This window comes from Rhodopseudomonas palustris (genome assembly GCF_003226555.1).
In the GTDB taxonomy this organism is placed as follows: Bacteria; Pseudomonadota; Alphaproteobacteria; order Rhizobiales; family Xanthobacteraceae; genus Rhodopseudomonas; species Rhodopseudomonas palustris_I.
In genome coordinates this window covers 57,292-76,447 of record NZ_QKQS01000013.1, presented here as the reverse complement: position 1 = coordinate 76,447, position 19,156 = coordinate 57,292, and the positions used below count along the sequence as shown (strand labels likewise).

17 protein-coding genes are annotated in these 19,156 nt (G+C 66.5%); 7 read left to right on the top strand and 10 right to left on the bottom strand.

The genetic code is table 11. From position 1 onward, the window contains the following. Window positions 1-7: 7 nt before the first annotated feature. On the top strand, window positions 8-481 hold the full coding sequence (locus DNX69_RS08070; RefSeq protein ID WP_425327297.1) for a collagen-like protein: 474 nt from the start codon (window positions 8-10) through the stop codon (window positions 479-481). 244 nt (window positions 482-725) lie between these two features. Continuing rightward, on the top strand, window positions 726-1,559 hold the full coding sequence (locus DNX69_RS08065; RefSeq protein WP_349626962.1) for a DUF3471 domain-containing protein: 834 nt from the start codon (window positions 726-728) through the stop codon (window positions 1,557-1,559). Window positions 1,560-1,608: 49 nt separating this feature from the next. Here DNX69_RS08065 and pdxY read toward each other — a convergent pair whose 3' ends face one another. After that, window positions 1,609-2,475 carry a pyridoxal kinase gene (gene pdxY / locus DNX69_RS08060; RefSeq protein WP_110785502.1) on the bottom strand — a complete coding sequence of 289 codons (867 nt, stop codon included), beginning with the start codon at window positions 2,473-2,475 and terminating at the stop codon, window positions 1,609-1,611. Further along, on the bottom strand, window positions 2,472-2,762 hold the full coding sequence (locus DNX69_RS08055) for a hypothetical protein (RefSeq protein ID WP_133255989.1): 291 nt from the start codon (window positions 2,760-2,762) through the stop codon (window positions 2,472-2,474). Before DNX69_RS08055 ends, pdxY begins: the two co-directional genes overlap by 4 nt. Here DNX69_RS08055 and DNX69_RS08050 point away from each other — a divergent pair. The 3 genes from DNX69_RS08050 (at window position 2,755) to DNX69_RS08040 (ending at window position 6,512) form a co-directional block, all read left to right on the top strand. Beyond that, window positions 2,755-4,245 (top strand): PLP-dependent aminotransferase family protein, encoded by a 1,491-nt coding sequence (locus DNX69_RS08050; RefSeq protein ID WP_110785500.1) that lies wholly within the window; start codon window positions 2,755-2,757, stop codon window positions 4,243-4,245. The genes DNX69_RS08055 and DNX69_RS08050 overlap by 8 nt on opposite strands. Before the next feature lie 158 nt (window positions 4,246-4,403). Next, window positions 4,404-5,708 carry a serine hydroxymethyltransferase gene (locus tag DNX69_RS08045; protein WP_110785499.1) on the top strand — a complete coding sequence of 435 codons (1,305 nt, stop codon included), beginning with the start codon at window positions 4,404-4,406 and terminating at the stop codon, window positions 5,706-5,708. Between the two features lie 21 nt (window positions 5,709-5,729). After that, the gene (locus DNX69_RS08040; RefSeq protein WP_110785498.1) at window positions 5,730-6,512 is read left to right on the top strand and encodes a YggS family pyridoxal phosphate-dependent enzyme; all 783 of its coding nucleotides are present in this window, start codon (window positions 5,730-5,732) and stop codon (window positions 6,510-6,512) included. 16 nt (window positions 6,513-6,528) lie between these two features. Here DNX69_RS08040 and mnhG read toward each other — a convergent pair whose 3' ends face one another. From mnhG to DNX69_RS08000, 8 genes are all read right to left on the bottom strand, one after another. After that, entirely contained in the window at window positions 6,529-6,906 is a 378-nt protein-coding gene (gene mnhG, locus DNX69_RS08035) for a monovalent cation/H(+) antiporter subunit G (protein WP_110785497.1), read from the bottom strand. Beyond that, on the bottom strand, window positions 6,903-7,184 hold the full coding sequence (locus DNX69_RS08030; protein WP_110785496.1) for a K+/H+ antiporter subunit F: 282 nt from the start codon (window positions 7,182-7,184) through the stop codon (window positions 6,903-6,905). The genes mnhG and DNX69_RS08030 overlap by 4 nt, the downstream gene beginning before the upstream one ends. Next, entirely contained in the window at window positions 7,181-7,669 is a 489-nt protein-coding gene (locus tag DNX69_RS08025; protein WP_110785495.1) for a Na+/H+ antiporter subunit E, read from the bottom strand. The genes DNX69_RS08030 and DNX69_RS08025 overlap by 4 nt, the downstream gene beginning before the upstream one ends. Further along, window positions 7,666-9,300: a monovalent cation/H+ antiporter subunit D gene (locus DNX69_RS08020; protein WP_110785494.1), complete on the bottom strand. Its 1,635-nt coding sequence runs from the start codon at window positions 9,298-9,300 to the stop codon at window positions 7,666-7,668. Before DNX69_RS08020 ends, DNX69_RS08025 begins: the two co-directional genes overlap by 4 nt. Next, window positions 9,297-9,638, bottom strand: coding sequence for a Na+/H+ antiporter subunit C (locus DNX69_RS08015; RefSeq protein ID WP_110785493.1), 342 nt, complete (start codon window positions 9,636-9,638; stop codon window positions 9,297-9,299). The genes DNX69_RS08020 and DNX69_RS08015 overlap by 4 nt, the downstream gene beginning before the upstream one ends. Further along, window positions 9,638-12,556 carry a monovalent cation/H+ antiporter subunit A gene (locus tag DNX69_RS08010; RefSeq protein WP_110785492.1) on the bottom strand — a complete coding sequence of 973 codons (2,919 nt, stop codon included), beginning with the start codon at window positions 12,554-12,556 and terminating at the stop codon, window positions 9,638-9,640. Before DNX69_RS08010 ends, DNX69_RS08015 begins: the two co-directional genes overlap by 1 nt. Window positions 12,557-12,748: 192 nt before the next feature. After that, window positions 12,749-16,201 carry a YhaN family protein gene (locus DNX69_RS08005; RefSeq protein ID WP_110785491.1) on the bottom strand — a complete coding sequence of 1,151 codons (3,453 nt, stop codon included), beginning with the start codon at window positions 16,199-16,201 and terminating at the stop codon, window positions 12,749-12,751. Further along, window positions 16,198-17,421 (bottom strand): metallophosphoesterase family protein, encoded by a 1,224-nt coding sequence (locus tag DNX69_RS08000; RefSeq protein WP_110785490.1) that lies wholly within the window; start codon window positions 17,419-17,421, stop codon window positions 16,198-16,200. The genes DNX69_RS08005 and DNX69_RS08000 overlap by 4 nt, the downstream gene beginning before the upstream one ends. A gap of 95 nt (window positions 17,422-17,516) precedes the next feature. Here DNX69_RS08000 and DNX69_RS26825 point away from each other — a divergent pair, with 95 nt between their 5' ends. Continuing rightward, window positions 17,517-18,224, top strand: a complete 708-nt coding sequence (locus tag DNX69_RS26825) for a winged helix-turn-helix transcriptional regulator (protein ID WP_110785489.1) — start codon at window positions 17,517-17,519, stop codon at window positions 18,222-18,224. Further along, entirely contained in the window at window positions 18,196-18,861 is a 666-nt protein-coding gene (locus DNX69_RS07990) for a nucleotidyl transferase AbiEii/AbiGii toxin family protein (RefSeq protein ID WP_133255988.1), read from the top strand. Before DNX69_RS26825 ends, DNX69_RS07990 begins: the two co-directional genes overlap by 29 nt. Window positions 18,862-19,156: the final 295 nt, after the last annotated feature.

Here is a 19,156-nt window from a genome sequence, read left to right as displayed (position 1 = left end):
CGTGGTGATGACGTCGACGAACGCGCTGGCTCTCGATCTCGATACCGTGGCGATCGAGCACGGCAAGCTGGTGATCACCGGCAAGACCGCCAAGGGCGGGCAAGAGGTCGAAGTCATCGGCACCGGTGACAAGGTCAAGAGCTCGTCGTCGCGCCGCTTCAAGTTCTCGCTCAGCTACCTGCCCGAGACCTGCAAGATCGATGTGAAGGCCGGTGACCAGACAGCCAAGGATCTTATCGTCGCCAATTGCGGCCAGCGCGGGCCGAAGGGCGATGCTGGCCCCGCGGGTCCGGCCGGTCCTGCCGGTCCAAAGGGTGATGCAGGTCCCGCTGGTCCCGCCGGCCCGAAGGGCGAGGCTGGTCCCGCCGGTCCGGCTGGCCCCGCCGGCCCGAAGGGTGACGCTGGTCCCAAGGGCGACGCCGGGCCGAAGGGCGATGCAGGCCCGAAGGGCGAGGCTGGCGAAGCCGCTCCGAAGAACTAATCGTCTTGGTGCGATCCGGCCCGCGGCATCGCGCCGCGTGGCCGCGATGGCTTGCGGCGGTGCCGAGGTTTGACATCGGGTTCGGCACACGCCAGGATCCGCATCGGGTGGATACGACCCGCCGCTTGCGCCCCATCCGGGGATTGGTGAATGTATCGGAGCGACCCGTATCTCCCTCTTGCCGAGGCGAACGGAGTCAGTAACGCAAGCATCTGACCTGATCAGTTCGCCCTGCAGAGGGTTCATGATGCGCGATTTCCGCGACGCAAAGGCCATGGCGCAGACACTGCGCGAGGCCATCAAGCCGAAAGCCGAACTCACCCACAGCGAGAGCCTGGAACTGATCGCCAAGGTTTTGGGCTGCCAGAACTGGAACGTGCTGTCCGCGGCCGTGCAGTCGGCCGGCGGCTCGGCGCCGGGCTCGTCGGGCGCGCGGGATGACAGATCCGAGCCGCAGGAGATCCGGCTCGATCCCGAGATCCTCGATCGCTACGTCGGATTATATGAGCTCGCCGATCATGGCGTGATGACGATCAGCCGCGAGGACGGCCGGCTGGTCTCGCGGCTCACCGGTCAGCCCGCCGTGCCGCTGTTCGCCGAGAGCCGCACCAAGTTCTTCGCCAGGATCGTCAACGCGCAGATCAGCTTCGTGACCGATGCGGCGGGCGCGGCGCAATCGCTGGTGCTGCACCAGAACGGCCTCGACGTTCCGATGCCGCGGATCGACGCCGATGCGGCGCGGCGGATCGAACACGAGATCACCGAGCGACTGACGAGCCGCCGGCCGAGCCCCGGCACCCAGGCCGCGTTGCACCGCCTGATCGACGGAATTCGCAACGGGCAACCGAGCTACGACGAGATGACGGAGGTGGTCGCAGACGCGACCAGACAACAGCTGCCCGCGCTGCAGACCGAGATCAGCGACGCCGGACCGGCCCGCTCGATCGAATTCGTCGGCGTCGGCCAAGGCGGCGTCGACGTCTATCTCGTCCAGCATCTGCAGCGGCCGCTGTATTGGCGGATCGCCTTGAACGCCAGCGGTGCGATCTCGACCGCCTGGGTGTCACCGGGGCTTTAACGGGCAGGCGCCGCACGCCGGACACTGCGAATGCAATCATCTTCCCGCGTCATCGAGGCGGCTGCTTGCAGCCGGGGCTGAGCGCATCGATGACGCCGGCAAGCTGCATCTCGCGTTCACCGGCGGCCATGGTGCGCTTCAGCACGTCGAGCACGATGGCGGCGGCGCGGCGCGCCGCATCGACGAGACTGAGATCATGCGCCAGTCCTGCCGTCAGCAGGCCGGCGTAGAGATCGCCGGTTCCGGCCGCTGCCAGCTCCAGGCGCGGCGAGGGCAGGCGCGTGGAGGTGGTGCCCTCGAACACGAGGTTCTCCAGCGAGTCGTGCGGCGTATCCGCCAGCCTGCAGCTGGTGACGACCACATTGGCGTGCCGCGCAGTCTGGATCTGATGCACCGCCGCCTCGAGCTCGGGCCATGTCGATGGCGGGCCGCCTGCGATCAGCCCGACCTCGTACTGGTTGGGCGTCAGCAGATCCGCGAGCGGGACCAGCTCTTTGCAGATGCAGTCGACGACCTGATCGGCGACGAAGGTCCCGACATGGGTGTCTCCCATCACCGGATCGCAGATGTAGGTGATGGCGGGATTGAGCTGTCTTGCTCGTTTGACGAAGGCAGCGACCACGTCGCCATTGGCGCGCGAACCGAGATAGCCGGACACGATGAAGCGGCTGCTCTCGATCAGTCCGCGTTCCTCGACCCCGCGCAGCAGGTCACCGACCAGTTCGGCGTCCAGCACCCGCCCGCGCGTGGTCGCAAAGCCCGGATGGTTGGAGAGCAGCGTTGTCGGCACCGCCGCCACGGTCAACCCATGGGCCTGCATCGGCAGTACCGCGGCGCTGTTGCCGACGTGGCCGTGCACGACCTGGCTTTGGATCGAGATGATGGACGTCGTCATCGGCGTGGTCCCGTGGTTCATTTCGCTGCCGTGTCAGTCGCAGCGACAGCGGCGGTCACGCTGTAAGGTCCGCGGCCGTTGAGGACAAGATAGGCGAGTCCACCGATCAGCAGGCCCCAGAATGCGCCGCCGTCTTTGACGTTCTTCGAGATCAGGCCGGCGATGACGGATGGGGGAGTCGCCGAGGCGGAAGCTCGCCTTCCGCTTCCTGACTGAAGACCGTCAGACATGGCCGCATTGACATTTAGCCGTTCGATGGCCTGATGAGCCCCTCCATTATCCACAAGACGAGCAGACCATTTGTTCAAGCACTCCCAGCTCGAGTCGGTGCAGGCATGGGTCGCCCACCCGGCCCACGCGGTGATGCCGCTTTACGCGCGGGTTCAGCGCGCCATCCGGCAACTGATCGTCGACGGGGCGCTGGCGGCGGGCAAACCGCTGCCCGCCTCGCGTGCGCTCGCCAAATCGCTGGGGGTATCGCGTGATACGATTGAACTCGCCTACGGCCAGCTTCACGCCGAAGGCTTCATCGACCGACGCGTCGGCAGCGGCAGCTTCGTGGCGGAGATGACGGAGTTCAAGCCGGGCCGCCGACTGTCGCAGCGGGATGCGCTGCTCCGCAGCCGGGCGCCGACTCTCAGCAGGCGCGGCGCCGCCATGTTCCAGAGCGGCGGCGTTCGCGAGCAGCTGCTGCCGAGGCCGTTCGTCCATGGCGTGCCGGAAACCCGCACGTTCCCGGTTCAGCTCTGGGATCGACTGGAGCGCCAGGCCCGGAAGGAGCTCGGCGCACAGACCTTGCTGCACTGCGATCCGCAAGGCACCGAGCCGCTTCGCCGCGCCATTGCCGACTATGTCAACCTCGAGCGCGGCGCGCGCGCCTCCGCTGATCGGGTCTTGGTGCTCACCAGTTCGCAGCAGGCGATGTCGCTGTGCGCGAACATGCTGCTCGATCCCGGCGATCGGATCTTCATCGAAGATCCCGCCTATTACGGTGCCCGCAAAGCGTTCGATGCCGCAGGGCTGGAATGCGTTCCGATTCCGGTCGATCGTCACGGCCTTGTCGTCGACCAGATCACCGCCCAACCGCGCCGGGCCAAGGCGGTGTTCCTCACGCCTTCGCACCAGTTTCCGACCGGCGCGACGCTGGCGCTGGATCGCCGCCTCGCACTGATCGAATGGGCGGCGCGACATCAGACCTGGATCATCGAGGACGATTACGACAGCGAATTCCACTACGCCGGCAAGCCGACCGCTTGCGTGCAAGGCCTCGATCCGCACGACCGGACCGTCTACATCGGCACCTTCACCAAATCGATGTTTCCCGGCTTGCGGATCGGCTACGTCGTCTTACCGCCTCAGCTCGTGACGCCGATGACGGTTGCCCGCACGCTGCTGGACGGGCACAGCGCCTCGATGGCGCAGTTCACGCTGGCCCGTTTCATGGAGGGCGGACATTTCGGCGCGCATGTGCGCACGATGCGCGCCGTCTATGCCGAACGCCTCGACGTGCTGGCCCGGCTGGTCGGCAAGTATCTATCCGATTTCGTCGAGCCGCGGATTCCGGTCGGCGGCCTGCAACTGCCCTGCATGCTGACATGTGACCTACCGGAGCGAACTGCGGTCGACGCAGCGCGCCGTGCCGGGATCGAGTTGCTAGGATTGTCGGGGCTGCATCACGGCCGCGACGGCGAGCCCGGCTTTCTGATGGGCTTTGCTGCCTACACGCCGCTCGAGATCGAAACCGCGGTGAAGAACTTGGCCAAAGCGCTGCGGGCGGCGACCAAATCCTGAGCCGGTGATGCGTCTCGCCGCCGGCAATTGGTTGGGTCGAGGCTCCGGAAGTGGAGGGGATGTCCAGACCAAGCCCGTGCTAGGTGCTGCTCATCGACGATGCCGCGACGCTTCCGATGCGCGCAGCAGCATAGTCGTCCAGGTCAAGGAGATCAGCCATGGGCACATCGATCGCGCAGCACGCCTTGCACTCCGTCGCTCACCCGAGCGTGAGCGCCGTCGGCTTAGCCGCGGCCGACCATGTGGTCGCCGCTGCGATCGCAGACGAAGAAAGCCGCCAGCGTTGCTCGATCGAGCTGATCGCTTCGGAGAACTTCGTCAGCCGGGCGGTTCTCGATGCGCAAGGCTCGGTGCTGACCAACAAATACGCCGAGGGCTATCCGCATCGGCGCTACTACGGCGGTTGCGCGAATGTCGACGCAATCGAGGATCTGGCGATTGCGCGCGTCAATCAGCTGTTCGGCAGCGCTCACGCTAACGTCCAGCCGCATTCGGGCAGCCAGGCCAATCAGGCGGTGTTTCTCGCGCTGCTCGCGCCCGGCGATACGATCCTCGGCCTCGATCTGAAGGCCGGCGGCCATCTCACCCATGGGGCGACGGTCAACATGTCGGGCCGCTGGTTCAGGGCCGTCAGCTATGGCGTCGATCCGGAGACGCACCGGATCGACATGGATCGGGTCGCCGAGCTCGCGCGCCAGCACCGGCCGCGGGTTCTGATCGCCGGTGGCTCGGCCTATCCGCGGATCCTGGATTTCGGCCGCTTCCGTCAGATCGCCGACGAGATCGGCGCTGTCCTATTGGTCGACATGGCGCATTTCGCTGGACTTGTTGCCGGCGGCGTCTATCCGTCGCCGGTTCCGTTCGCCGATGTCGTTACCTCGACGACGCATAAGACGCTGCGCGGGCCGCGCGGCGGGTTCGTACTGACCAATGATGCGGACGTCGCCAAGAAGATCAACTCGGCGACGTTCCCTGGGCTGCAGGGCGGCCCGCTGATGCATGTCATCGCCGCCAAGGCCGTCGCCTTCGGCGAAGCGCTGCAACCGGAGTTCAGAGACTATGCGCGCGCCGTCGTCGAGAATTGCCGTGTCCTGGCGGAAGCGCTTGCGGATGGCGGACTGACGATCACCTCCGGCGGCACCGATTGCCATCTGGCGGTCGTCGATCTGCGGCCGTTCGGCGTGACCGGCAATATCGCCGAGCGTGCCTTGGAGCAGGTGGGGATCACGCTCAACAAGAACGCGATCCCGAATGATCCGGAGAAGCCGATGGTGACGTCGGGCATCCGCGTCGGCACGGCGGCCGGCACCTCCCGCGGCTTCGGCGCGGACCAATATCGCGAGATCGCCAGCCTTGTGCTCGGTACGCTGCACGCCGTCCGTGCCGGGACGCTGGATGCCGAGCGGCAAGGCATCGCCGCGCGCGTTCAGCGGCTCGCCGCGAACTTTCCGTTGCCTTACTGATCAGGGCGGTCTCACATCACGATGCCTGCCACCCCCGAACTCTCTCCGGATGAGATCGCACGTTTCGGCGCCGATCCCGCCGCAGCCTTTGCCACTAACCTGAAACTGGTCCGGGACCGCATCGCCGCCACTTGCCGACGCTGCGGGCGGAGTCCTGACGACGTGCATCTTCTGCCCGTCACCAAGACAGTGCCGGCTAACGTCCTTCGCCTCGCCTATGCGGCGGGTATCTCGGAGTTCGGCGAAAACAAGCTCCAGGAGGCCCGCGACAAGCAGGCCATCTTCGCGGATCTTCCGATCCGCTGGTCGATCATCGGCCACCTTCAGACCAACAAGGTGAAGTATCTCGTCAAACTTGCCACCGAATTCCATGCGCTCGACAGTCTGCGCCTCGCCGACGAACTGAATCGTCGCCTGGATGCGGAGGGGCGGGACCTCGACGTGTTCGTGCAGGTCAACACCTCCGGCGAGGCGAGCAAATACGGTCTTGCGCCCGGCGATCTCGTTCCGTTTGCCCGGCGTCTATCCGAATATCCACGGCTGAAGCCGCGCGGGCTGATGACACTGGCGATCTTCAGCACCGAGACGGAACGGGTTCGCCGGTGCTTCCGGCTGCTCCGCAACCTGCGTGACCACGCGATGGCTGTTCATTCCGACCTGACGCAACTGTCGATGGGCATGTCGGGCGATTTCGAGACTGCGATCGAGGAGGGGGCGACCGTGGTGCGGGTCGGGCAGGCGATCTTTGGCGCCCGGCCGACCAGCGACAGGCATTACTGGCCGGACGCGAACTTCGGCTCGTAGATCCGGCAGAACGGGATCAGAGCGGCTCTTCGTCGCCCGGCTTGCGTCTGGCGCGCTGCACGATGTCGTCGATATGCCCTTCCGCTGTGTCGCGGAACAGTGCGGCGCGCACCAGCAGCATCAGGGTCACCGGGGTGGTGATGGTGACGAAGCCGAGGATCAGCACCTCGTGCAGCAGCGGTCGCGATTCCAGCAGCGAGAAGCACAGCATCGACGCGCCGCAGATGAAGGCGGTGCCGAATGTGGTGCCGAGCGTGGGGGCGTGGGCGCGCTGGTAGAACCCGTCGAGCCGCAGCATTCCGAGCGAGCCGATCAACGTGATGCCGGCACCGAGCAGCACCAACATCGCCACGCAATACGCCGCCCAGGCCGGAAGTTCCGCCGCATGGGTCATTCGATCACCTCGCCGCGCATCAGGAATTTGGACAGGGCCACGGTGCCGACGAAGCCGAGCAGGGCGATGATCAGCGCCGCCTCGAAATACACGTCGCTGCCGGTGCGGATTCCGACCGTCAGCATCAGCAGCATGGCGTTGACGTACAGCGTGTCGAGCCCGAGCACCCGATCCTGCGCGCGCGGGCCGATCAGCATCCGGTAGGCGGCGCACGCCATGGCGACGGCGAGCATCACCTGCGCGATCACGATCGACCATGTCATCACGGCAGCGCTCATTCGAAGATCTCCAACAGCAAGCGTTCGTAGCGGCCTTTGATGCGCTCGATCCATTCGTTCTCGTCGACCAGATCGAGTACGTGAAGCTGCACCACGCCGGTCTCCCGATCGAAGTTCACCCACAATGTGCCGGGCGTTGACGTGACGATGCAGGCCAGCACAGCGAGTCCCTGCCGGCTGCGCAGATCGAGCGGGATATCGACGAAGCCGGAGGTGATCCGGTTGCGCTGGCCGCCGAGGATGATGCTGGCGACCGCGATGTTGGAGCGGATCACGTCGATCAGCACCAGGCCGCTCAGGCGGATGATCGCGCCGGGATTGCGGACGCGGTCGGCATCGGACTGCAGCAGCCGCAACAGCCAGCCGCCGATCAGGGCGAACAGGCTGCCGAGCAAAATCGGGCCAAGCGCGAGGCTCTGGCTGAGCCACAGCCACATCGCGAGCAAACACAGCGAGATCAGCGGAAACGGCAACAGCCTGTTCATGAGCCGCCCCCCGTCTTCACCCGCGACGGCACCGGCGCCAGCACGCTGTCGGTATAGGCCGACGGCGTATGCAGCGAATTCGCCGCCCCCTGCATGTAGCTCAGCGCGGCCTGCGGCTGCACGGTCATCGCCACGCAGCCGAGCAGGAGAAGTGCGATCGGGACGATCTCCGCCAGCCGTACCCGCGGATCGACGCGCTCCGTCGGCGACCACAGCGTGCGAATGCCGGCGCGGGTCATGGAAATCAGCATGGTCAGGCCGGACAGCATCAACAGCGCCAGCAATGTCCAGCTCATCGGCGAGATCCCCGCTGCGGCGTCGTCGCCGAGCAGGGCGGTGAGCATCGCGAATTTGGCGATGAAGCCCGACACCGGCGGCAGCCCGGCGATCACCGCGGCGCAGCCGACGAAACACCAGCCGAGGATCGCCATCGAAGCCGGGATCACGAGGCCGACCTCCTCGGCGTCCGGATCGTCCGGCATGTCCTCGCCATAGGCCTCGCGTGTCACCGCCAGCATGTCGGCGCCGGGGTCACGGCCGCGTTCGAGCAGCTCGATCAGCATGAAGAACGCGGCGATCGCCAGCGTGGAATTGACCAGATAGAACAGCGCCGCAGCGGTCACGTCCGGCTTGCCGGCGGCGGCTGCGACCGCCAGCACGGTGCCGGACGACACCAGCACCGCGTAGCCGGCCAGCCGCGAGATTTCCTGCGACGCCAGCGCGCCGATCAGCCCGAACAGGATGGTGGCGATGCCGGCTGCGATCAGCCACTGGGTTCCGAACAGCGCCGAGGCGCCGCTGTCGGCGCCGAAGAACAGCAGCGACAGCCGCAGCAGGATGTAGATGCCGACCTTGCTCATGATCGCGAACATCGCGGCGACCGGCGCGGCTGCGGCCGCATAGGTCGTCGGCAGCCAGAAACACAGCGGCCACATCCCGGCCTTGACCATGAATGCGACGCCGAGAACGGCGGCGCCGGCTTCCAGCAGCGCGCGGTCCTCAGGTGGGACGTGCGGAATCCGGATTGCAAGATCGGCCATATTGAGCGTGCCGGTGACCGCGTAGATCAGGCTGACCCCGATCAGGAACAGCACCGAGGCGGTGAGGTTGACGGCGATGTACTGCAGCCCGGCGCGCACCCGCGCTTGTCCTGAGCCGTGCAGCACCAGACCGTAGGACGCGGCCAGCAACAGCTCGAAGAACACGAACAGGTTGAACAGGTCGCCGGTCAGGAACGCGCCATTCAGCCCCATCAGTAGGAACTGCACCAGCGAATGGAAATGCGCGCCGAGCCGCTGCCAACCAGCAGTCGCGAACACTGTGGCGGCGAAAGCGAGCAGGCTGGTCAGCGCCAACATCAGCGCCGACAGCCGGTCCGCGACCAGCACGATCGCGAACGGCGCCGGCCAGTCGCCGAGCCGGTACACCGCGATCGGTGCCGCGCCTGTGACGGTCGCGGTGTCCGCCGCGCGCATCAGCAGCAGCGCGGTGACGCCCATCAGCACGATCGAGCCGAGATTGGCGAACGCCTTGATCTGCTGATGGCGCTCGTCGATCAGCAGCATCGCCGCGCCGACGAGGAGCGGCAGCAGGATCGGCAGGATGATCAGATGGTCGGTCCAGTTCGTCATTCGGGGTCTCGACCGTCGACGTGGTCGTTCCCGGTGAGGCCGCGCGCTGCCAGCAGCACCACCAGAAACAGCGCCGTGGTGGCGAAGCTGATGACGATGGCGGTGAGCACCAGCGCCTGCGGCAGCGGATCGGCGAATGCCTGCGGATCGCTGATCTGACCTTTCTCCAGCACGGCGGCGGCGCCGACCTTGAGCCGGCCCATGCTGAAGATGAACAGATTGACCGCGTAGGACAGCAGCGCCAGGCCGATAATCACCTGGAAGGTGCGCGGCCGCAGCAGCAGCCACACTCCGGAGCCGGTCAGCACGGCGATGGCGAGTGAGACGATCAGTTCCATCAGTTGGTCTCGGGCGTTGCGGCGCGGCCGGCCGCAGGGCGGCGGTGGCCGCGGATCGATTGGTGCGCCAGCGCCAGCAGCATCAGCGCGGTGGCACCGACTACCAGCGAGAACACGCCGAGGTCGAACAGCGCCGCACTGGCGAGCGGCACCTTGCCGATCCACGGAATGTCCGCATAGGCGAAGGCCGAGGTGAGGAACGGCCGCGCCAGCGGCAACGCCGCGGCGCCGGTGAACAGCGCCAGCAACAGCCCGATGCCGATCCAGCGCAGCGGATGAATACGTAGCCGCGCCTCGATCCAGAGGGCACCGCCCGCCATGTATTGCAGGATCAGCGCCGCAGCCATCGCGATGCCGGCGACGAAGCCGCCGCCCGGCTGATCGTGCCCGCGTAGCAACAGGTACATCGCGGCAATGAAGATGAACGGAAACAACAGCTGCATGATCATCGCCGGCACTTCGAGATAATCGACGATGGTGTCACCCTTGCGCCGATCGGCGGCGGCATCGTCGCGTTCGTCCTGCAGCCGCTGCTGTTCGGGGATGTCGATACTGTCGGCGGCGGGCCGGAAGCGGCGCAGCAGGGCGAACACCGTCAGCGCCACCACCGCCAGCACGGTGATTTCACCGAGCGTATCGAAGCCGCGGAAGTCCACCAGGATGACGTTGACCACGTTGGTGCCGCCGCCGTCGGAATAAGCGTGCCGCAGAAAGAATTGCGCGATGCTGTCCGGTGCGGCGCGCGTCATCACCGCATAGGCCAGCAGCCCGACACCGGCGCCGGCGGCGGTTGCGACGGCGAGGTCGCGGATCCGCTGCACGCGTTTGAGGACGCCGCGGTTGGCGGTGACTTCGCCGGTCTCGAGCTGCTTCGGCAGCCAGCGCAGTCCGAGCAGCAACAACACCGTGGTGACGATCTCGACGCCGATCTGGGTCAGCGCCAGATCCGGCGCGGAGAACCACACGAAGGTGAGACAGGTCGTCAGCCCCGATCCGCCGATCAGGATCAGCGCTGCGAGGCGATGGAATTTGGCGACCGTGGCGCCGCCGAGCGCGCAGGCGATGCCGACCGTCCACACCAACGCCAGCGCCGGATCGATGCCGTCGAATGCCACCGGGGCCATCGCGATGCCGCGCTGGAACGCCGGCCATGCCGCGGCGAGCAGGGCGGCGCAGACCAGCAGCAGCAGTTGCGGCTGCAGTCGGCGGGTGCCGAACACCCGCTCAATGGCGCGCGCCCAGCGCCAAGATACCGTCACCAGCACGAGGTCGAACAGCCGCTGTGTCTTGAAGCGCCCGGCGAACAGCGAGCTTCGCAGCCCATGCTGCAGCGGTTTGCGCAACAAAAGGTATAGCAGGACGCCGCCGATCAGCGCGATCACGCTCATCAGCAGCGGCAAGTTGAAGCCGTGCCACACCGCGAGGCTGTAATACGGCGTTGCCGCGCCGAGTACGGCATGTACGGCGATCTGCAGAAACGGCCCGATCGTCAGCGATGGCACGATCCCGACCACCAGACAGGTCAGCACCAGCAGCTCGACCGGAAACCGCATCCAGCGCGGCGGCTCGTGCGGCGTGCGCGGCAGGTCGGTGGGCGGCGGCCCGAAGAACACTTCGCGGATGAACCGCAGCGAGTACGCCACGGTGAGCATGCTGGCGACGGTGACGATATAGGGCAGGGCGTCATCGAGCATCGAGCCGTCGTGGGTCTCGATCGTCTCGGCGAAGAACATCTCCTTGGACAGGAAGCCGTTGAGCAGCGGCACGCCGGCCATCGATGCGGCGGCGACGATCGCCAACGCGGCGGTCTTCGGCATGAACTTGCGCAGACCGCTGAGGCGGCGGAGATCGCGCGTGCCGGTCTCGTGGTCGATGATGCCGGCCGCCATGAACAGCGACGCCTTGAAGGTCGCATGGTTGAAGACGTGGAAGATCGCCGCGACTAGCGCCAGCGGCCGGTCGAGGCCGATCAGCAGCGTGATCAGGCCGAGATGGCTGATGGTCGAGTAGGCGAGCAGGCCCTTCAGGTCGCGCTGGAACACCGCGAGGTATGCGCCGACGATGAAGGTCGCGAGCCCGGCGGTGCCGACAAGCCACAGCCATTCATTGGTGCCGCCGAGCACTGGCCAGAGTCGCACCAACAGGAACACGCCGGCCTTCACCATGGTGGCGGAGTGCAGATAGGCCGACACCGGGGTCGGCGCGGTCATCGCCCGCGGCAGCCAGAAATGGAACGGGAACTGCGCGCTCTTGGTCAGCGCACCGAGCAGGATCAGGATCAGCGTCGGCACATACAGCGCGTGGCCGCGGATCTCGGCGCCGGCCGCCAGCACCGCGTCGAGATCGTAACTGCCGACGATATGGCCGAGCAGGACGACGCCGGCGAACAGGCACAGCCCGCCGGTCCCCGTGACCGTCAGCGCAATGCGGGCGCCCTCACGGGCCGCGGCGTTGTGATGCCAGTAGCCTATCAGCAGGAACGAGAACAGGCTGGTGAGCTCCCAGAAGAACACCAGCTGGATCAGATTGCCGGACAGCACGATGCCCAGCATCGCGCCCATGAAGCCCTGCAGGAACGAGAAGAACCGCGGCACCGGATCGGACGGCGACATGTAGTAGCGCGCATACAGGACGACGAGCGAACCGATCGCGCTGATCAGGCAGGCGAATGCCCACGCAAAGCCGTCCAGCCGCAGCGTGAAGCTTAAGCCTGCCTGCGGCAGCCAATCGAGCTGATAGCGGATCGGCGCGGCCCCAGCGCCGGGATACAAGAAAACCAGCAGCCCCAGACAGCCGAGTGAGATCACGGCGGCGAGCCAGGCCTCGGCATTCCGTGCATTGGCCGGTAGCAGGGCCGCAATCAGACTGCCGACGAACGGGAGAAGGAGAACCGCGAGAAGATAGACGTTCTGCGGCATTCTTGGTCCTTCCGATCCAGTTCTTCGTTCCGCAGCCCTTTCGGCAACGTTCTTGGCTAGGATTCATTTTATGGGGCTTGGAAGCGTCCGGAGCAAGACCATTGAACCGCGTCGAACCCGCGCGGCAGCGCACAGCCCTTATTGAGCGATGCGACGTTTTGGCTCACTCGATCCGCGGCGACGGCGGAGCCTCTACAGCTCGACGAGATCGACCTGATGCTCGGGCAGCGACTGCGCGAGCTCGGCGACATGGCGGTGATGAGTAAACAGGATCATCTGGCGCTGCCGGCCGGCTTCGGCGAGCAGGCGCAACGTCGCCAGAGTCCGCCGGTCATCGAAGCTGGCGAGCAGATCGTCGCCGATGAACGGCAGCGGCTCGGACGCGCGACGTTCGAGCAGCGCCAGTCGCAGCGCCAGGAACAGCTGATCGCGCGTGCCCTCGCTCAGTCCGGACAGCGGCACCCGCTCGCCCGAGGCGCGACGCGCCACCAGCGTCGGCTCGTCCTGATCGCCGTAGTCGATCCCCAGCCCCGCGAAGGCATCCGCCGTCGCCAGCGCGAACAGCTCACCGGCGCGGGCGACCATCGGATCCTGCACCTTGGCGCGGTGCAGCTCGACCACGCGGCGGGCCAGCAACGCCGACGCCGCGCGTAGCAGCCAGTCTTCGGCGATGCCGAGCAACTCGGCCGCGGCATCGCGGCGCCGAACGGCCGCACCGGCGGCGTCACGGCCCTTGGTCAGCGCCTCCCATTCGCGCTGCCGCTGATGCAGCGTCGCGGAGGCCTCCGCGATGTCCTTAAGTAGCTGCGCCTGTTGTTCGGTGGCGCTGGCAATGTCGGCCTGCAGCCGGTCGAAATCGATGCCCTCGCGCTCCTGACGAAGCGCGGTCTCGTCGTGACCGTCGGCGATTTCGAGCAGGTGCCGGCGCAGCTCCGTCTGTTCGGTCTGCAATTGCAGCCGAATGCCGAGCCGCGACAGCAGCGCCGGCACGGCGGCGATCTCGGCGTCCAACGCCTCGCCGGCGCGCTGAAGCGTCTCGGTGGTCGCGGCGAGCTTAGCCACCAGCGCGCTGCGACCGATCGCACACTTGGCCGCATTGTCGTGCAGGCGGCGGCAGGCTTCGCTGACGCGGCGCGCCTCGACCAGCCGCTCGCCGACGCGCGAGACGGCGTCCTGGGCAGCGAGGCTGGTCAGATCCGGCGCGACCCGGCCGACGAGATCGGCGACGTCGCGGTCGAACTCCTGCAGGTCCGACGTGATGGTGTCGACGCTACGGCCCTCGCGCTCGTAACTGGCGCGCGGTACGCCGACCGAACTCCACACCGTCAGCGCGGCTTCGGCCTGAGCCGGCGAGGCGTCGGCGGCGAGCCCGATCGCCGTCATGGTCTGCGGCCAATGCTGGCGGAGCTCGGCGAGCAGATGCTCGCAGTCCGCGCGCGCGGTCTCTGCCTCTGCCAGATCGCGCGCGATCCGGTCGCGGGTCGCGGCGCGAGCCTTGGCGTCGCTCCAGGCCGCGACCAGCTGATCGTATCGCCCCTTGGCTTCGCGATACAGCACGCCCGCCGGTGCGGTCGCGTCGGGCTGGCGGCCGACGCTGTCGAGAAAGCGGATGATCGCCGCCTTGCCGTCGCCGAGCGCCATCTCCTGCGCGGCGATGCCGGCACGCTGCTGGTCGCATTTCGCCAGTCTGGCGATGATCTCGTCGAGCCGGTCGCGCCAGCGCAGCATCTCGGCCGCCCCCGACGGCCGCAGTTCCGATGCAGCCCAGGCCTTGGTCCAGCGCTCGGTGATATCAGCGAGTCCCTGCTGCAGGCCGGCGCGCTTTTCGATCACGCGCTCGCGCTCGCTGCGCGTTTCCGCAAGTCGACGCTGCACGTCCTCGTGCAACGCGGCGCGTTCGGTATCGGTCAGCAGCGAGTCGGTGATGGCGTCGATGGTGCGCGAGGCTTCGGCGACATCGTCGAACCGGAGCCGGCGTTCGCCGCGATCGCCATCGAGCCCGTCGTAGAGCGCGCCGAGGCGTTCGTCGCGTGTCTGCCGCGCGGCGACCAGATCGGCCTTGGTCGGCACCGCGCCGGCGCTCGACAATTTGGCCAGCTCTTTTTCGGACGCGGTGATCGCCGCATCGTACTTGGCGATCTCGGCATCGAGCCGCTTCAATTCGGTTTCGCTGAGTTCGAACGCGCTGGCGAATTTGGTGATGACGGCGCGGTCTGGCACCGGCAGCGCGCGCACCCGGTCGAGCGGGCCCGGCGCCGGATCGAGCGCGGCGAGGGCGCTACCGATCGCTTCGCATTCGACCGCGAGCGCGGCCCGATCCCGGCGCAAACGGTCTTCCTGCGCCGGAATGTCGCCGAGCGCCTCGAAGCGCTGGCGCAGCGGTTCGAGATCGACGAGGTGAGGATCATCGCCGGTCGCGGCGGCGCCGTCGAACTCACGCTTGGCCCGCGCATGCCGGGCTTCGATTTCGGCCAGCTCCTGCGTGGTGCGCCGCATCTTCTCGATGCGGTCGCGGGCATCGGCGAGCGCCGGTTCGGTCGGCAGCGAAGCCAGCAGCTCGATATGGGACGGAAGCCCGAGCCGGCGCGCACAATCGTCCAGCGCCGCCTCGGCGACGGCGCGGTCGTGGCGGCGCCGAGGCAGATCGGTCGCGGCCTTGCGCACTGCGCCGAGCCGCTCGCGCAACGCTTCGATCGTGCCGGCTTCCGCCAACAGCGCCTCGTCGACATCGATCGTTGCCAGCTCGGCGGCATCTGCCGCGGCAGCGGCGTCGAGCGCGGCGATCTCGGCCTCCAGCGCGGTCTTGCCGTCGAGCGCCGCGCGCCATTCGGCGAGCACCTGACCGGTCACGGCCGGCAGATCAGCCAGAGCCACGAGCTCGGTCTCGATGCGGTCGAGCCGGGCGAGTTGCGAACGCACCCGCTGCGTTCGCTGCCAGCGCGCGAGCTTGCCGCCGCAGGCGGCGTGCTCGATCTTCAGCCGCTCCAGTTCCGCCTCGGCGTCCTGCACCGCGGCTTGCAGTTGCCGCAGTGCCTCGCGGGTGACGATGGCGTCACGCAGCTCCTTGTCGGCGGCGTCGCGGCGGTCGGCCGCGAGATAAAACGGCTTGCTGCCGGATTTGCGCGGCGTGAACAGGTCGTCGGCCTGCTGCTGCAGGCGATCCTTGATCCGCGACAGCTCGGCCATGCCGGCCGAACTCGCCGCCAGCGTTTCGGCGAGATCGCCGCCGGCGCTGAGCAGCTTGCTGCCGCCGTCGCGCAGCGCCTGCGCGGTCATGCCGAATTCGCGGTCGAAGGTCACGCGCGAGACGTCGCCGAGCAAGGCTGCGAAGTGATCATCGGGCAGGGCACGATCGTCGTCGTCGAGCAGCGTGTTCTTGTTGCCCTTGCGCCGGCGCGCCGCGACCAGGCGGCCGTCGGAATGGCGGAAGCTGCCGCCGATCCGCAGCAGTTTGCTGTCGTGCTTGAAATCGTAATCGGTGCGAGCGCCGAAGCCGAACAACAGATCGCCGATCGCGGTCAGCGCCGAGGTCTTGCCGGCCTCGTTGGCGCCGAGCACGACGTGCAGCGAGGCCTGCGGCGCGAACGACAGCACGCGGTCGGTGAAGATGCCGTAGCGCTCAAGCGCCAGCCACTCGATCCTCACGACAGTTCTCCGCTCAGCAGCGCGCGCGCATCGTCGCTCAGGCTGGCGATGAGTTCGGAGGCGTCGAACTCATCGTGCAGATCGCGCGGCAGCTTGGCCTTGATGGTCTCGGTCAGCTCGGCCAGAGCCGCGGCGAAACCGGGATCCTGCGCGCCTTCGGCGAGCAGAGCGGCGACGTCGATGTCGTCGCCGTTCAGTTCAGTGGCCGCGGCGCGCGCCGGCATCGAGGTCTTGATCTTGAGCTGCTCGATCCAACAATCGGCGGCGAGCTTCAGTGCGCCGGCGCGCAGGTCGTCCTGCAGCGTCTCGCGGTGCACCAACAGCTTGTCGTGCAGCGGCGTCGCGCCGGTCAGCGTCACCCGGATCGCCAGCGCGCGGCCTTCGCTTCGTCCATGCAGCTCGGCGAGCCGCTCACCGACTAGCGCGGGAATCTGCGCTTCCTCGGTGCAGCCGGACAGATCGATCGTCAGATGCGCCCAGCGCGCGCCGTCGAGCGCCAACGGCGTGACGTCGACGATGCGACCATCCTCGACGGTGACGCGCATCGCGCCCTTGGGTCCGGTTTCGCGGACGCTGCGGCCTTGCAGATTGCCCGGAAACACCACCCACGGATCGCGGCTGACGATCTCGGCGGCGTGGACGTGGCCGAGCGCCCAGTAGTCGTAGCCGAATCGCTTGAGGTCATCGAGGCTGCACGGCGCGTAGCCTTCATGGCCGCGGGTGCCGTCGAGCGAGGTGTGCAGCACGCCGATATTGAGCCAGCCTTCGCGGCGCACCGGATAGCCGGCGACGAAATCGGCGTTGACCCGGTCGGCGAAACTGCGGCCGTGCAGCGCCACGCGATAATGTTCGAGTTCGACCGTCGCGGCCTTGGTCGGAAACACCGTGACGCTGTCCGGGTAGGGCAGCCCACGCGACATCAGGCTTTCGGCGTCGTGATTGCCCTTGATGATGAACACCGGAATCCCGGCGCGATGCAGCGCGCCGAGGGCGCCGACGAAGAACAGCCCGGTGGTGACGTCCTTCCAGTCGCCGTCGAAGATGTCGCCGGCGATGATCAGGAACGCGGCGCCACTGGCGATGGTCTCGTCGACCAGCGCCTGAACAGCCTTGCGTCCGGCCGCGGCGAACAGCTGCGCGACGTCCTCATTCTTGGTCCGCAGCCCGGCCAGCGGGCTGTCGATGTGAAGGTCGGCGGCGTGAATGAAGGTGAATCGCATGATGCAACGAACTTCGAGGCAAAGCGGTCGTGGGTCAATGAACGGGATCAACGCTTTCTATTTGACGCGTACCATCCGTTTTGTAAGTATATGTAATGCAAGTCGATCCTCGGTCCAATTCGGCGCGCGATTGCGGGCTCGACACCACCTTTCGGGTGCTCGGCGGCAAGTGGAAGCCGTTCATCCTGCATTTCCTCTTGCCTGGCCCTAAGCGGTTCGGCGAGTTGAAGAGGTCTGTGCGTCATGCCAGCGAAAAAGTGCTGACTCAGCAGCTGAAAGAACTGGAGGCGGACGGCCTCGTTAAGCGCACGGATTACAAGGAAGTCCCGCCGCGGGTCGACTACGCACTCAGCCCCATCGGCGAAACCCTTGCCCATGCGCTGGAGCCTCTTTGCAAATGGGGCGACGACAACGCCGGATTATTCGAGGGCGTCGTCACCAAGCGGTCGCGGCGCGACAAAGCCGAGTCCACATCGACCGCGGCATTCGACAGTCTCACGATCGCGGTGACCACGATCAACACGCCCATGCCGTTCCGCATCGATGAAAAGACGTTGCTCGCGTGCCTCAAAGGCGAAGTGTCCGACCCGAGATGGCGGGTGTATGTGCAGGCCCTGTTCGATGAGGTGGATGTGTCTGTCATCCACAAGCTCGTCCTCGATCGATTGGTGACATTCAACGACTTGTCGAAGGCGATCGATATCTGGCGGGTGAGGGAGTCCGACAATGAGAGATGGGTCAGGGAAATGGCTTCCTTCGCAATGGGAAGACCTGATGCAGAAAGCCCTGATTGCCCTCGATAGCTTGCCTGGCGCGCCAACCCTATGGACGTTCGGCGGCGGCACGGCGTTGGCGCAAATCCTGGATCATCGCATCAGCTACGACGTGGATATTTTTCTCGATTCCAGCGCCGCGTTGAAGAACCTGGCCCCGAGCGTGAACCCCGTGACCAAAGCGCTGTGCGACACGTGGAATTGGCCGGGCAAGTATCTCAAGCTCATCCTTCGTAATGTCGGCGAGATCGATTTTTTGAATGCGCCGTCCTACATCGATCAGCCGACCTACGAGCTTCGTTTTGGAGCGCGTCTCATCCCTGCGGAGAGAGCGGCCGAGATCGGGACCAAGAAGCTGAAGTACCGAGCCTCGCAATACACACCACGCGATGCATATGATTTTGCCGCCATTTATCTGCATGACCGGGAGGCGTTACGCGAGATTGCGGAATGTCCCGCGATCTCGGATGCCGAGGTGGCCGCGGCGCTCGACCGATTGAACCTCGTGAAAGGCGATTATCAGGCCGACATGCGCAACGTGATCAATCCCACGGCTCGTGGCGAGGAATTCATCGACCAGGCGTGCGAGATCGCGCTCCAGGCGCTCGCGGAGTTGAGGACGTTGATTCCAAAGGACGCAAACGAGCCCGGCAACCGGCCGCGATAGGCGGCCCTGATCCGCCGGCCTCGAGGCCTGTCGGACGAGAGTCTCTGGGTGGCGAGGCGCATGGGCGGCATCGCGTCTGCCGGCAGGACTTGGCCGATCGGGCGCTGTTTTTTCAGCGTCGAGCCCGCGGCTGCCGGGCGGGCCATTCGACGTTTTGTTCGTCGTGGACAGCAGCGACGAAATGGCGAGGCGTCCTCGTCGGGGCAGATGCCGACCAGCTCTGTGGGGCGCTTGATCTTGCCATTGAGGCGTTCGATCTGGCCGTGGTCGGTCAAGTGCACGTCAGCCAGCCCAT